At 37.8% G+C, this 15,587-nt stretch carries 12 protein-coding genes; 8 read left to right on the top strand and 4 right to left on the bottom strand.

Features of this window, described 5'->3' with window-relative positions:
• Positions 1–51: 51 nt before the first annotated feature.
• Complete coding sequence (locus ABXG83_RS09775; RefSeq protein ID WP_353548675.1) at positions 52–1,008, top strand: DUF1080 domain-containing protein; 957 nt, start codon at positions 52–54, stop codon at positions 1,006–1,008.
• 315 nt (positions 1,009–1,323) lie between these two features.
• A complete protein-coding gene (locus tag ABXG83_RS09770) occupies positions 1,324–2,631 on the top strand; it encodes a sugar porter family MFS transporter (protein WP_353548674.1) in 1,308 nt (435 codons plus the stop codon).
• A 6-nt stretch (positions 2,632–2,637) separates the two neighbouring features.
• Here the strand turns inward: ABXG83_RS09770 and ABXG83_RS09765 are convergent, their stop codons facing one another.
• Positions 2,638–3,264, bottom strand: coding sequence for a MarR family winged helix-turn-helix transcriptional regulator (locus tag ABXG83_RS09765; protein WP_353548673.1), 627 nt, complete (start codon positions 3,262–3,264; stop codon positions 2,638–2,640).
• An 86-nt stretch (positions 3,265–3,350) separates the two neighbouring features.
• On the opposite strand from ABXG83_RS09765, the gene ABXG83_RS09760 reads away from it, so the two are divergent.
• A complete protein-coding gene (locus tag ABXG83_RS09760) occupies positions 3,351–5,798 on the top strand; it encodes a TonB-dependent receptor (RefSeq protein ID WP_353548672.1) in 2,448 nt (815 codons plus the stop codon).
• Positions 5,799–5,802: 4 nt separating this feature from the next.
• Here the strand turns inward: ABXG83_RS09760 and ABXG83_RS09755 are convergent, their stop codons facing one another.
• Both ABXG83_RS09755 and ABXG83_RS09750 read right to left on the bottom strand, forming a co-directional pair.
• Positions 5,803–6,210: a hypothetical protein gene (locus tag ABXG83_RS09755; protein WP_353548671.1), complete on the bottom strand. Its 408-nt coding sequence runs from the start codon at positions 6,208–6,210 to the stop codon at positions 5,803–5,805.
• 77 nt (positions 6,211–6,287) lie between these two features.
• Positions 6,288–8,114 carry a T9SS type A sorting domain-containing protein gene (locus ABXG83_RS09750; protein WP_353548670.1) on the bottom strand — a complete coding sequence of 609 codons (1,827 nt, stop codon included), beginning with the start codon at positions 8,112–8,114 and terminating at the stop codon, positions 6,288–6,290.
• Between the two features lie 547 nt (positions 8,115–8,661).
• Here ABXG83_RS09750 and ABXG83_RS09745 point away from each other — a divergent pair.
• The 5 genes from ABXG83_RS09745 to ABXG83_RS09725 are packed head-to-tail and all read left to right on the top strand — an operon-like array spanning position 8,662 to position 13,465.
• The gene (locus ABXG83_RS09745; RefSeq protein WP_353548669.1) at positions 8,662–9,294 is read left to right on the top strand and encodes a response regulator transcription factor; all 633 of its coding nucleotides are present in this window, start codon (positions 8,662–8,664) and stop codon (positions 9,292–9,294) included.
• Positions 9,295–9,316: 22 nt separating this feature from the next.
• The gene (locus ABXG83_RS09740) at positions 9,317–9,709 is read left to right on the top strand and encodes a response regulator (RefSeq protein ID WP_353548668.1); all 393 of its coding nucleotides are present in this window, start codon (positions 9,317–9,319) and stop codon (positions 9,707–9,709) included.
• Positions 9,697–11,589: a PAS domain-containing sensor histidine kinase gene (locus tag ABXG83_RS09735; protein WP_353548667.1), complete on the top strand. Its 1,893-nt coding sequence runs from the start codon at positions 9,697–9,699 to the stop codon at positions 11,587–11,589. The genes ABXG83_RS09740 and ABXG83_RS09735 overlap by 13 nt, the downstream gene beginning before the upstream one ends.
• A 2-nt stretch (positions 11,590–11,591) precedes the next feature.
• Positions 11,592–12,668, top strand: coding sequence for a response regulator (locus tag ABXG83_RS09730; protein WP_353548666.1), 1,077 nt, complete (start codon positions 11,592–11,594; stop codon positions 12,666–12,668).
• A complete protein-coding gene (locus ABXG83_RS09725; protein WP_353548665.1) occupies positions 12,665–13,465 on the top strand; it encodes a response regulator in 801 nt (266 codons plus the stop codon). Before ABXG83_RS09730 ends, ABXG83_RS09725 begins: the two co-directional genes overlap by 4 nt.
• Before the next feature lie 192 nt (positions 13,466–13,657).
• Here the strand turns inward: ABXG83_RS09725 and ABXG83_RS09720 are convergent, their stop codons facing one another.
• On the bottom strand, positions 13,658–15,526 hold the full coding sequence (locus ABXG83_RS09720; RefSeq protein ID WP_353548664.1) for a PAS domain-containing sensor histidine kinase: 1,869 nt from the start codon (positions 15,524–15,526) through the stop codon (positions 13,658–13,660).
• Positions 15,527–15,587 lie beyond the last annotated feature (61 nt).

The following is a 15,587-nucleotide window of genomic DNA, read 5'->3' as shown; positions in this document are numbered from 1 at the left end:
TATAGCAGCTCAAAACATACTTTCTTATCTTCAACATTCAAACAGCGCCATATGAAAACAAACATGAATCGCATTTTTCTGTTATTGATCGTCACCGCAACATTCATCACTGTTACCGCATTTTCCTATAAGAAAACAATAATGGCGGATAATGACGTCATTGGTCGATGGGACCTCACTGTGAATATGGGTGATAGGATCGCACCATCTTGGTTGGAGATCAAATTGTCTGGTATAAAAACATTGGTTGGACAATTTGTTGCTGATGGCGGTAGTGCCAGACCTATTGCACAAGTGCATGTGAAAGAAGGAAAGATCACCTTCTCAATTCCACCACAATGGGATAGAACAGATAAAGACATGGTCTTAGAAGCAACATTTGCAAATGACCAACTTCAGGGAACCATTCAGGCGAGCAATGGTAAGACCTATACTTTTACAGGAGTAAGAGCACCATCCTTAAAAAGAACCAATGCTGTTGTATGGGGAGAGCCCATCGCCTTATTGAATACAAAAGACCTGAGTGGTTGGCATGGACAAGGAAAAAATAATCAATGGCAAAATATCAATGGCATATTGACCAGTGCTAAATCAGGTACGAATCTGATCACCGATCAAGCATTCGCAGATTTCAAATTACATATTGAATTTCGTTATCCCGCAGGAAGTAATAGCGGCGTGTATTTGCGCGGGCGCTATGAAGTACAGGTAGAAGATAATGCCGGTAAAGAACCTTCTTCCACTTATTTTGGTGGTATCTATGGGTTTTTAACACCCAATGAAATGGTTGCCAAAGCACCGGGTGAATGGCAGACTTATGATATCACGCTGATAGGTCGCAGGGTAACTGTGGTGGCCAATGGAAAAGCCATCATCGTTGATCAAATCATTCCAGGAATCACAGGTGGTGCTTTAGATAGTAAAGAAGGAGAACCGGGACCTATTATGTTACAAGGTGACCATGGTCCGATTGAGTATAGAAATATTATACTTACACCGGCTAAATGATCGTCATGATTGCTTTATCTACTGAATTCGTTTCTTGGTATACATATCGATATCCCTAATCGAAGTGATTTTATAGATCGGATACATACGGGTACTTTCGCCATAGAAATTATTCATTCAGAAAATAAAGAACGATCAGCTATTATCCGGGGGGATTTTTATTGACTTGTTTTTATAACCCTAATGAATATCTGGATCCGCCATCGGCGGATCTTTTTTTGATATGATCTGAGAGAAACGACTTCCGTTTCTTTTTCTCTTTCGTGAATCTGCAATGATTTTTTATAGTATCTTATGTGGTCAATACAACTGATTATGCATAAGAAGCTTGCTCTATGGTCCATCACGGTAGGATTAGGTGGATTATTATTTGGTTTGGACGTAGCTGTCATCTCAGGAGCTGAACAAGCCATTCAATCTTTATGGAATTTAAGTGATTGGATGCATGGAACTGCTATTGCCATGGCATTGTATGGAACGGTGTTTGGTGCAGCATTGGGAAATATTCCCGCCAATCGTATCGGAAGAAAAAAGACTTTGTTCTGGATCGGTATTTTATTTCTAGTAACATCAGTTGGGGCAGCATTGGCACAGGATGTGTATACGTTTATGGTCTTTCGCTTTTTGAGTGGATTAAGTATTGGTGCTTCTTCTGTTGTAGCACCTGTTTATATTTCAGAGATCGCACCTCCTAAGTATCGCGGACGAATGGTGATCTCTTTTCAGTTGAATGTAGTGGCAGGAATTCTGCTAGCTTATTTTTCTAATTATTTATTGCAAGGCTTGGGCGGAGAAAATGACTGGAGATGGATGTTAGGCGTTGTAGCGATACCCTCTCTTTTATTTTCAGTGATGATGTTGTTTACACCGGAAACACCGAGATGGCTTGTACTATATAAGAATGATCCTGCAGCAGCAAAAAAAGTATTGGCAATCACCGGTGAAGCAACAGATGCCATGATCGATGCTATTCGAAATTCTGTATCGAAGGCCAAGGAATCTTTGTTCTCAAAAAAATTCATAGTTCCTCTGATGTTGGCTTTCTTGATCGCTTTTTTTAATCAAATGTCAGGTATCAATGCCATCATCTATTTTGCTCCCAAGGTTTTTGAAATGGCGGGAATTGAACGAAGTGGTGCGTTGTTATCTTCAGTGGGTATTGGTGTGGTAAACCTTGTATTTACAATAACGGGCTGGTATCTCATTGATCGCTTTGGTCGAAAACTGCTGATGTATATTGGTTCCCTTGGTTATATCATTTCTCTCTCTCTGATAGCGATTTCTTTTAATGCAGCCGATAAAACCATGATTGTATATTATGTATTTATGTTCATTGCCGCACATGCTGTTGGACAAGGAGCCGTGATCTGGGTGTTCTTATCAGAATTGTTTCCCAACTCTGTTCGTGCCAGTGGAACATCTTTTGGATGTCTGACCCATTGGGTGTTTGCAGCATTGGTAGCACAGGTGTTTCCGTTCTTTGCGGCCAATGTTCCCGGGACTTACATCTTCGGTTTTTTTGCCTTCATGATGTTCCTTCAATTGCTATATGTATGGAAGATGATGCCTGAAACAAAAGGAGTGGCATTAGAAGACATGGAACAAAATATTGTATTACACTGAGCCGCTTCAGGAAATCATGGATGACACCTGCTTTACCTGATGTTTTTCTGAATGATATGCATCTAGCCTGTCTAATAAATGGTACAGGGTTTCTTGTTCCTTTGAATTCAATGGCAGAAGGATGTCTTCAATATCATCCAATGTTTGCATGCATGCAAACATAATATGCTGTGCTTTTGCACTCAATGAAAGCCTGGTGATTCTTTTATCATTTTTATCTCGTTGCTCCAGTAGCCATTTTCTCGCAACATAACGCTTTAGCATTTCACTGCCTGTGGTAATCTCCATCAGGTTCTGTTTCAATAATTCTGTTTTAGTCATACCCGGGTGTACCAATAAAGTTGCGAGCAAAGCGAATTCATCAATGGATGCAATATCATGTTTTGCCAACAAATCTTTGCTGGCCATTCGAATAAAGCGGTAGAGTCTGGAAATGAAAACCCCCACCATATCCGTAGAAGTCATTTTGCCGGATACTTTTTTCTTTGCAGTACTGTTCTCCTGATCCGTATTTTGTTTGACAGACTCTTTTTCCGGTGTATCATTTTTGATCAGCCATACGCCAAAATCTGTCAGAGACCCTTTTGGATGCTGATTTTCAAAGCTTTTCCATAATTGTTCTATCGGCTTCATGTATTAAAGTTACAATTTTGGAATAATATTATTTCAATTTTGAACAATTTTTTTATTTCTTTGTTTTTCGAAATAAAAGCAAGCATATGTTACTTCGTTTAGCACTTTTATGGTTGGGATTAGTTACTCTTTTCTTGTCTGACTTACAGGCTCAGGGTACTCAGCAAGGAAGTTTGACGGGAACCCTTATTGACAAAAATACACAGCGACCGGTTGTTGGCGCAGTGGTTTTGCTATCTCCTTCGGGGAAAAATACGCTTACCGACTCAACAGGTACTTTTCGTTTTATAGGTTTGACACCGGGTACTTATAATATCAGTATCAATACCCTTGGATATAAACCCTCGAACCTGAATAATGTTCTGATCACCAACGGAAATATCAATGTGATCACCCTGGAAGCAGAACCTACAGCTTCATCATTGGCTGAAGTAACCGTTTCAGGAAGAAGAGCTACAGCCAGAGCCGCCAGTATAGAAACGCCATTGAGTGTTCAAAAAATGACCACAGAAGAGATCAAAAGAAATCCGGGCGGAAACTTTGACATCAGTAAAGTTGTTCAATCGCTTCCCGGTGTAGGTGGTGGTGTTGGTGGCGGCGGCTTCCGTAATGATATCATCATTCGTGGAGGAGCTCCCAATGAAAATGTATATTATTTAGATGGCGTTGAAATACCCGTGATCAATCACTTCGGTACACAAGGAAGTGGTGGCGGACCACAAGGTATTCTAAATGCAAATTTTATTGAAGAAGTGAAACTCAGTACCAGCGCATTCGATGCGCGCTATGACAATGCATTGAGCAGTGTTTTACAGTTCAGACAAAAATCGGGGAATGATAAGAGAACACAAGGGAATGTGATACTGAGTGCAACGGAACTGGCATTGACATTGGACGGTCCGATGGATAAGAAAACCACATATCTCGCTTCTGTAAGAAGAAGTTATTTACAGCTGTTGTTTCAAGCCATCGATCTGCCGATCAGGCCGAATTACTGGGACTTTCAATTCAAGACAACAACTAAGATCAATCCTACTACTACCTTAAGTTTTCTGGGATTAGGTGCGATTGATGAATTCAAATTTGCTGCACCCAAATCCGCAACGCCTGAGAAATTGTATGTGATCAATAGCAATCCTATCATCAATCAGTGGAACTATACCATTGGCGCCAGCTTACGCAAGCTCACTAAAAAAGGATTCTGGAACCTGGCTTTGAGTAGAAATACATTGAATAATAATGTAGAGAAGTTTGAAGACAATGAAAAGCCATCTCCTGCAACACAAACCCTGTTAACAGATAGTCGCGAAACCGAAAATAAACTTCGCTTTGATATGACCGCCAACAGTGCAAACGGTTGGAAGATCAGTTATGGCGCGATGTTGCAGTATGTTGATTTCAATAATCAGTTCAACAATCTTTTCAGAAAAGAACTACGTGATCAGAATGGAAATATCATTCAACCGGAAGTCAGGATCTTTGCCAATAGCAATACAGATTTTATCAAATACGGAGCTTTTATTCAGGGAAGTAAAAAAATATTCCGTGATAAAGTGGCCATTAGTGGTGGTATCAGAATGGATGCAAACAGTTTGAGCACCAGCGAGTCCAATCCATTCGATCAGTTGTCACCGCGTGTATCACTGAGCTATGCTGTTGCACGTCAATGGAATATCAATGCAAGTGTGGGACGTTACTATAAACTCCCTTCTTACACACAATTGGCTTTCAGAAATGGAGGTGTCAGCAATCCGGGTAACTATATCCAAAGCACACATTATGTGGCTGGTGTTGAATATATTCCCAGTAGTACATTTCGTTTAACCGTTGAAGGGTTTTATAAAAACTACACTGATTATCCTGTAAGTATTTTAGAAGGGATCAGTTTAGCAAATAAGGGAACAGAGTTTGGCAGTATCGGTAATGAGGCAGTGGTGCAGTCGGGCAAAGGAAGAGCTTATGGTATGGAAATTTTCATGCAGAAAAAACTCACTAAACGATTCTTTGGTATCCTCAGTTATACTTTGTACAAATCAGAGTTTACCAATCGCAACGGTGTTTATTTACCGGCGGGTTGGGATAATGGACAACTTTTAAGCATCACAGCCGGATATAAATTGCCGCGTAACTGGGAGCTGGGTATCAAGTTCCGTTATCAAGGTGCTGCACCTTTGACACCGTTTGATCTGACTGCTTCTCAATTGAATTATCTGAGTGTTGGAACAGGTATTCTGGATTATTCCCGCTTTAATGCTAATCGTTTGCCGGCATTTAATTCAAGTGATATTCGTATCGATAAAAAATGGAACTATCGAAAAACAACACTCAATGTGTTCATTGATGTTACGAATTGGTATGGCTCAAAGATCAGTGGAGTACCACAATATACTTTCCAGCGTAATGCGGATAATACGGCCTTTCTTACTACGAATGGTCAACCTATTGCAGCCAATGGAAGCAATGCCATTCCTTTGATCTTATCAAATGCAGAAGTACAGATCACTCCTACTTTCGGATTGATAGTAGAGTTTTAGCTCCCTACCAGAATTTTATAGGAAGCAGCGTTCTTTTGATCGTATTAAAAAGCAAATTTTTATCTATTCGACGGGTGTATTTTTTGAATACATCCAAAGGAATATTTAAATGAAAGGTATCAAACTCACTGCCATTATTAACAATGACTTCTCTGAATAAAACAGGTTGATCTTGTATAAACAGATTCATGTATACTCTGTAATCAATCTTTGAATTATTATGGATGTGTACTGAAAATTCAGGCAAACTCCTGTCTGAGTTATATACTTTATCGAATGAACAGTGGGTCCCAAGTAATATTTTACTTTCAAATTCCTTTTCCTCTTTATAAATAAGATTTGCCTTAATGGATAAAGGATAAGAAACATGTACTTCGTACCTAAAACGTATATCTTTCTTTGTTTGCTTCATAGGTTGATGATTGTGTGTCATGCTGGTTGAAAGAATTGAATCTGCATTAGACTGTGATCTTTCCTTTGCGCGTAATGTTACCTTTTAGTAAAAAGAAATGTTTCTTGGCCCTTTTTATGGTAGATGTTAATAGCATAATATCCGGGTAAGTAGTTGTGACCAAACTCAATGATATTTTTATTGGCAATTAATGTTTCTACTTTTTGCCCGGAAATAGTATAAACATTGATGTAAATGATTTCAGAAATAGGAATCATCAGTTTCAGTGAAAAGTATTTGGTAGATGGGTTTGGATAAACAGATGACCTGGCAATGATTCCGGTTTTCGTAAGATTTTTCCCGAATGGTAATTTCAAGTTTATGCTTCTTTGTAAAAAAGTGATTTTCAGTTGTGATGGCTCACTGAGTTCACCATTGATCGACTGTCTCACCCAGAAGTTTTTGGTTTCATTGGTAAATGCTTCGAAACTGCTTACGGTATCAGTGGTTGTATGATCTTTAAACAAAAGCACTCTTGCATCTGACAGCGTAGTGACTTGTTGTAGTAGCATTTGTTTTGTCACCCACTGATCATAAGCGAAAGAAGTATCTCTTGTGATTGGCGGAGTGGGTACTATTTTAACTGATACAGATTCTGAAAAAACGCATCCCGCATCATTTACGGAGGTCATTACTAGATTTGTAACACCTGCTCTTTTTGCGATAAGAAAATCATTATTGTGAATGCTTGCCAAATCATCATTCACTTTCCACTGTATAGCTATGGGTTGATCTCTCAATGAGATAGAATCACCTATGGTCATTTTTGAGTTGATCTTTTCACTGATCCCTTTTAAAGCTTCTTTTGTTTTTTGAAGAAGCATAAGGCTATCAATTTTAATTTCATTCGTGGTAAGCTCCATTCCATTTTTAAGAATAACCTTTGCTTTATATAAACCCGGCTTCTTTACCTCTTGCACTAAATCAGCATCCGTCATCAGTCTTTTTTGAATGATTCTATGGTTGTGTTGATCAGTAATGAAGAGGCCCTGTTCATTATCCAGGAAAATATTTCTTGGAAAGTTCAATAATAGCGAGTCTTCAGTATCAAAGCCATTACCAGCAATCGTTATTCCATATTCGCTTTCTTTTGGCCATACCTGTATACGATGATTACAGAAATCAGCTACATAAATATCTCCGGCAGCATTTACAAACAGAGCTTTAGGATCTCGCAATTGATGGTTGCCATTACCTCTTCCATTTCCTCCGGCTACGGTAATGCCAAAATCCCCATCTTTTTTCCATAATTGTATCCTATCGTTTCCTGAGTCAGCGATGTATACGTTCTCTTGCTCATCTACAAAAATGCCGGTGGGATTTTTTAACTGATCATGCTTACTACCCAACCCATTTCCTCCTGCTACCGTGATTCCCTGCTTAGCTCCGGGTATCCATTTTTGAATACGTTGATTATAGGTGTCTGCCACATATATATTGCCCGTCTTTTCATGAACAAAGACATCTGATGGACTTCTTAATTGATGGGTACCATTGCCTCTTCCATTTCCTCCCGCTACGGTGATTAAGGATTTGGTTTTGTTATCGAACAATGCGATGCGATGGTTTTCCTGATCTGCTATATAGAGTTGATCTTTTGAATTGATGAAAAGATCTGAGGGATAATACAGCAATGGATCTTCAGCATCATTGTTGCCAATTAGTGTTGAAGCTTTTTTTTCATCAACTTTCCATGACTGTATTCTGTGGTTAAAAAGATCAGCAATATATATATGACCTTCGCGAACAGTGCTTGCTGAAGGAAATTTTAAATGTGTATCATCAATACCCTCTCCGTCTTTTCCTGCGTACAAAAAGGAATTCCCTCTTTCAGATTTGCTTACTAATACAGTATCGTCTTTCAACCAGATAAGCTCTTTGATTAAATGCTTGTTAATACTGGTGATACCTAGTTCAATAGATTCACATGAATTAACCCGTAAGTGAAGTGTAGGAACAAATAAAGGATTACCGGGAGCTTGACTTATTACTGGTGCATGATAGAAAAACATTTGTATGCAGAACAGACAAATGAAGGTATATCGGATATCACGATTCTTTTTTAGCGAATGCTCAAACACTTTGTAAAACTCCTAACCAATGAAAAGAGTTTGTAGTACAATTCGCGCATTCCTTGTAATGGAATCGTCAAATCTTTTGTCGTTAAAAATTCGGATTACAGATTCTTTACTGATTTTCTGATGATGCATCAGAAATATCACATTAGAAAAGTCATGTAAAAGTAAAATGTCTTGATGTTTCTGCATTGCAAACGATTGCAATTTAAAATTTACTTAACCCCTATTTTCAGGGATTTTAATATAACTAATTCGGGTGGATATTTGTAAAGATTGTTTTTTAATCAAACTGCTCATTTAATAAAATAAGTATAGCAAGATTTTAGCTACGAATATGAGACAAATAGGAATCATCGAAGATGATAATAACTTGCGAAGCAGCATAGAGGCATTCATTGAAATTGATGAGGATCTTGAACTCATTTTTTCATTTGAGAGCGTTGAAAAATGGCAAGCTGAATATGCTGTAATGAAAGAGCCGCCTTCTTTACTATTGATTGATATTGGCTTACCCGGTTTATCAGGATTGAATGCCATCTCTTTATTCAAGAAAGTATATACTGAAGTAAAAATTATTGTTATTACTGGTGATGATTCCTCTAACACTATATGGACCGCTATTTCCAACGGCGCTGATAGTTATGTGTCAAAGCCTTTTTCCTTAAAAGAGTTAAAGGAGCAAATCTCTATCGTTTGTTCTGGTGGAGCGGTTCTTTCTCCTCAAGTAGCCAATACGGTATTGGAACAGATCCGGAACCGATCGGGTTTAACGAATGAACAATTAAAGATTCTTACAAAGAGAGAACGTGAAGTAGTCGATGAACTTATAAAAGGGCTTACTTATAAAGAGATTTCCAAAATACTGAATATATCTTCTTCAACGGTGAATGATCACTTGAAAAGTATTTATCAGAAGATGTCCGTGAATTCTAAAGCGGAGCTGATCGCAAAAATCTTGACCAATTAATTATCCATCATTATAAAGTTCAATGAATACTCTACAGCTTTCAGATTGTCTGATACTTATTACAGACGATGATATGATCAATCGTGTTGTTTTAAAACACATGTTAAAGGAAGTCGGAATACAAACTGAAGAAGTAACAGATGGTGCTGAATGTCTGAATGCAATCAAAAATTCAAATGCCAAGCGTATCATTATTCTGCTTGATCTGAATATGCCTGTTATGGATGGCTTTGAAGTCATTGAACATATCAAATCTCGGCCATCAGAATTTGAACATACCCGAATATTAGTAGTAAGTGCAAGCTTATATAGTCATTTTTTAAAGTCTGGTCTGGGCGATCATATCCATGGATACATCGAGAAGCCTGTTGATCGAGAGCACTTATTGACCAAAGTAATCGAATGCAGCATTTGATAAAAGATATCGAAACCGATCTCAAACTAATACTTGAGAGCATATCTACTGCTGTTTTGTTCGAATCAGGAAAGCGGGAGATCATTTATGTAAACAAAAATTTTTGTAACCTTTTTTCAATTCCGGTTGAACCCGAATTGATGATAGGGGCCGATTGCAAAAATGCCGCAAAGGAAGCAAGACACTTCTTTAAGAATCCACAATACTTCATGGATTTGGTTGAACAGATCCTTGATGAGGGGTTACCCGTTTACAATCAGGAGTTGATCTTAGTGGAAGGGTCATCTGTATTCCTCGACTATATTCCGGTACAAAGAGAGCATGAGCCAGAACATGGACATTTGTGGATCTATAAAAACATTCAGGAGATCAATCATTTTGTTCAATCAGCCAATGAACAAAAAAGGCTTTATGAAAACCTACTGAATAATATACCTGCTGATATTGCCATTTTTGACCATCACCATAAATACCTTTTTGTCAATAAAAATGCTATCCAGAATGAGGAGAAAAGGTCTTGGATCATTGGCAAAGACGACTTTGAGTACTGTGCAAAATTTGATAAAGCTACCGATGGAGCAAATTTGCGAAGAACGGCATTTGAAAATGCAATCAATACCAAAAGTACGATCGAATTTGAGGAGATCAACTATGATACCCAACAACAACCGATCTATAATTTACGTCGTTTTTTCCCGGTGATAAAACCGGATGGAGATATTCATCATGTCATCGGGTATGGTATCAATATCACAAAGATCAAACTTCATGAACAGAATCTTATAGCGCGCGAAAAGGAATTCAAAAATCTGATCGATTCTATGGATCAGATGGTAGTTTCTGTAGATGATTCACTATCTGTACAATATTGTAATCCTAAGTGGACAAAGATCACAGGAAGAAAATTGGCTGATTGTAAAGGGAAAAAGTTAGATGCTTTTATACATTTGACCAGAGGGTCCTTTGAAGATATTCTTGTTTCATTTATAAAAAATGGCGCGCACAAAAAAGGGAATAGACGCGCGTACCTATTTGATTACAATGGTGGAAAACGAACGGTCAAATATTATATTTCACATTTCGTAGATAATTTGACACTATCAGATCGATATGCAATATTCATGACTGATATTACGGATCAAATTCTTGCAGAGACTAAGCTTAAAAAGATAGCCAAACAGGAAAGAAAGTTGAATGAACTGAAGTCGAACTTCATGAATATGGTGTCTCATGAACTGCGAACTCCACTGTCTGTCATCCTTTCTTCAACGGAACTGATAGAGCTAAAGTTGAATAATGATAACCAACTTAACTCCTCTTTATCTACATATACGGAAAGAATTATTGCACAAGTAGATAGAATGAGTCAGCTAATGAATGATTTCCTATTTATTAGCAAGATAGAAGCAGGAAGAATTGGCATCAGACCCGTCACGATCAATCCTAAACACTTTTTGGAAACAGTGATAGACGAATTGTATCGGCCGTGGAAAGATGGTCGTAATGTTCTCCTTGATATTAAAGGTGAGCCATTTGATATTCAGGCGGATGAAATGATGTTAAGGCATATTGTCGTAAATATCATTAACAATGCATTCAAATATTCGATGGGTAAACCGGCGCCGCGTGTCAGGCTGATCTTTAAAGCTAAACATTTCCAGCTACTCGTTATTGATGATGGAATTGGTATACATCAAGAAGATTCTAAGAATTTATTTGCGCCTTTTGTAAGGGGTTCGAATGTAGGAGATGTAGAAGGAACAGGGTTAGGTTTACTTGTTGTAAAATATTTTGTAGAACTCCATAAAGGAGCAATCGAAATTAAAAGTGTTCCCAATCGCGGAACAGCAGTATTGATCAGTTTTCCAATAAAACAATAAACATGTACAAGGTATTAGTAGTCGAAGACGAAAAAAATATCCGATACTCAATACAGGAGATCCTTCTTTTTAGCGGGTATGAAGTAGAATTGGCGGAGAATGGATTGGTAGGCTTGCAAATATTGAAAGCTAAAAAATTCGATCTGATATTATGTGATGTGATGATGCCTGAAATGGATGGATTTGAATTGTTGGCAACATTGAAAAAAGACGAAACCTTTAACACTCCATTCATATTCCTGACTGCAAAAGCACAATATGATGATCTGCGAACCGGAATGAATCTGGGCGCTGATGACTATATTTTCAAGCCGTTTAAAAGCAAAGATCTTATCACTGCTATTGAAAGTCGAATATCAAAGAAAGACAAACTCGTAGGTGCTTTGATTAATAAGTCACAAGAGCTGGAAAAAACGCTTGAACTAATGGTTGGGCATGAGTTCAATACTCCGATGAATGGTATTCTTTCTTTTTCAAAAATGATACGAGAGAATGCACAGAAGTGGAATGATAAAGAATTGGTAGATTTTTGTGATTACCTGGATAAAAGTTCTCAAAGGCTACATCAGACATTTAATAAGGTCAAACTCTTATTAGAGTTACAACAGGGCGGAACACAAGTACAACAGTCTACTGAAAAAAGGTTTGATGCGGAACATATCATTACTCGCATTTCGAATGATATAGCACTGAGGTCTAATCGTACAGCAGACCTTATTTTACAAAAGATCGATCATGTTCTTACTGCTGTTGATGAAGAACTTTTTACGATCCTTCTTTCTGAGATCATTGAAAATGCTTTCAAATTTAGTGACGCAGGAGATAGTGTTACCGTGCAATCGGAAAAACAGGCTGATGTGTACGTTCTGCAAATTACAGATACCGGCAAGAAAATTACGGCTGAGGAGTTGAGTAGCTATGAATCATTCACACAATTCAACAGGAACAAGTATGAGCAACAGGGATTAGGAGCCGGACTTGCTATTGCAAAAGCAATTATTGGATTGTACAAAGGAGAGCTAATTTTTTCGGACAATAAGCCTTCGGGTATCTGTGTAACCATAAAATTGAAGTTATGATGAGGCCAATACAAGAATCGCGTTCTCAGATTTTGGTTGTAGAAGATAATAAATCACTCAGGGAATCTGTCTCGGAAGCCTTATCTATTACGCATAATGTTAATGCAGTAGAAAATGGTATTTTGGCATTGGATTATTTAAAAACAACCATTCCCGATCTTATTCTCTTAGATGTGATGCTGCCATTTCCAATTGATGGCTTTTCCATTCTACGTATTCTTAAGAACGACACACGATTGTCATCTATACCGGTGATTTTAATGTCTGCACTAAATTCTGATGAAAAAATAACGACCGGACTTGAAATGGGTGCTAATGATTATATCGTTAAGCCATTTCGCATGCAAGAGATGTCATTGAAGATTCGTAACCTTATAACCATAAAGAATTCCATTGTCAACAAAATGGAAAAAGAGATCGTTCTCAAGATGCCTTTTCAACATCAAGAAGGATATGAAAATGTCTTCAAGCAACGATTCGAATCTATTGTTGAGAAAATCAGTGACGACTCTGTAATGTCTATTCATGATATAGCCAATGAAATGTCGATGAGTATATCAACTTTGGAAAGATGGGTGAAAAAAATGTACAATGTCACTCCCAAGAAGTATATACTGAATCATAAGCTATTCAAAGCAGAGATCATGCTCCGACAACAGATGGGTACTGTAAAGGATATTGCTTATCTGCTTGGCTTCAATTCTGTGCCTTATTTCTGTCTTTGCTTTAGGAATTTATATGGCAAGAGCCCGAAAGCGTATACGCAGGAAAAAAAGCGAATCATGGAAAAGGCGTAATGACTGCGGTTTAGTGATTTTGTTATACTGTTTGCGCAGAAGATGTAATGATACTGTTTACAGGCGATCTACCTTTAATACGTTACAGTTTTGTGAAATATCCTAGGGAAAACTTTAAGTTTGGTCTTAAGCAACTTCTTTTTTGCTTACCCCCCAAAAAGGAATGACTCGTAAGAGTTATTCCTTTTTACTTTATTGATAGGGCAGTGATATCACAAAGATCGATCCGATGTTTTCAATACTTTCAAAAGAGATCTTTCCGTGATGCATGTCAACGAACTTTTCAACTAACGCAAGTCCAACACCCGTGCCTATTATATCCTGTGTATTTCTTGCTCTGAAAAACATATTGAATATTTTACACTGATCTGCCTTAGGTATTCCTATTCCATGATCCCTGATATGTATTTGTAAATCAGCATCGTCAAAGATGAATGTAATGCTCGGTTCTTTTCTTCCTTCCGAATATTTAAGGGCATTGGATAAAAGATTGTCTATGATATGTCTGATCTGCGTTTCGTCAACCATCACTTTCTTGGGCTGACCAATGATCTCGATCGGAATCTTTCTGCCATCATTCTGTTTGGCGATCTGTCTTTCACTACAATCTTTTGCGATCTCAATGATGTCAGACCATTCTTTCTTTATGAAATAGTTTCTCCCTTCGATCTTACCAAGATTGAGGATCTCATCAATCAGTTGAGACATTCTGTCAACTTCTTTATCAATCGTTTTAAGGAACCCCCCAATTTTAATGATATCGGGTTGTGAACTAGATAATAACATTTCAGCTATTTCTGCGCTGGATTTGATGGCGGTCATTGGAGTCCGGAATTCATGAGAAGCCATGCTTACGAACTTTGATTTGAGTTCATTCAGCTCTTTCTCTTTTTGGTAAGACTCCATTAATTTTTGTTCAGCCTCCATTCTTTCATCTACAACCCTCGTAGAAATAATGATGATCTCTTTGTTATAAAACTCATCAAATACCGCTTTCGTATTTGACTCAAGCCATTTGTAAGTTCCATTCAAATGCTGAAAACGGTATAGCAGATAATTTTTCTCATTGTTATGTTCATTGTGAGCGAAACGTAAAATGACCGGCTCTCTTTCATCAGGGTGAATAAATTCAAATGGTTTTATGCCAATTAATTCTTCCTGTAAGTAGCCTAGATGTTGATACACGGCAACACTCGCGTAAAGAATGGTTCCATCGGTTTCATGCAAGGAAAGAATATCTTCAATGTTATTCGACAACAATTGATAAAGATGTTCATTTCTTTTAGCATCGGTAACATCTGTTAATATTCCGGATGTTCCCGTTATAACTTCAAACTCGTTGGTGAGTACGGTAATAGAAATCCTGATCCATTTTATACTAAGGTCTTTTGATACCATCGGCACTTCATAGGTACATGAGCTGCCTCGATTATTGATGACCGTATTGAATAGTTCAGTACAATGTTCTACTTGTGCAGGAGCAATAAAATCAAAAATAGATTTCCCGATAGACTCTTCTAAGGAGAATCCCACTGTTTTCTCCCAGGCCTGGTTAAGATAAATGATAACCCCTTCAGCAGAAGTGCGGAATACAATATCATTGATCGTATCAATAACCTTCTTGAATTCTTCCTGAGAATCTTTTAATTTTTTTCTTGATTCGATGGTTTCGGTCATATCAATTGAATAGACCGCAATACCGAAAATGGCATTTGTATCATCAAATAAAGGGCTGGCTCTTACTAAGATCTGTCGGCCACTAATATCTACCAGTCTTTCAGCTTTCAAACCTCTAAATGCATCCTGATATGCTTCTGACAATGTTTGGGATACTGTTAAAGAGTGATACGGATACTCTACTTTTTCACCAATCACAGGAGCTTTGCCCAATGCTTCTACATACGCATTAACAAACGACTCATTGAATCCAATAAAACAATGTGCTGTATCAAGTGCAAATATTCGATCCTCATTGGAATTGATGATCCCTTCTAGGTACTTATTCCGGATCAGAATATCCGACAGGTTTGTTTCCGCGTTTGCAGGCAATGGGGGGTGCATTTTATAGGTTGATAAAGATTATTTCCTTCAAGGGAAATGCCTTTCTTCAACTATAAAATTA

The sequence above is a fragment of the Sediminibacterium sp. KACHI17 genome (assembly GCF_040362915.1).
Classification (GTDB): Bacteria; Bacteroidota; Bacteroidia; order Chitinophagales; family Chitinophagaceae; genus Sediminibacterium.
The sequence above is the reverse complement of the archived record's forward strand: the minus strand, read 5'-3'. Positions and strand labels throughout refer to the sequence as shown.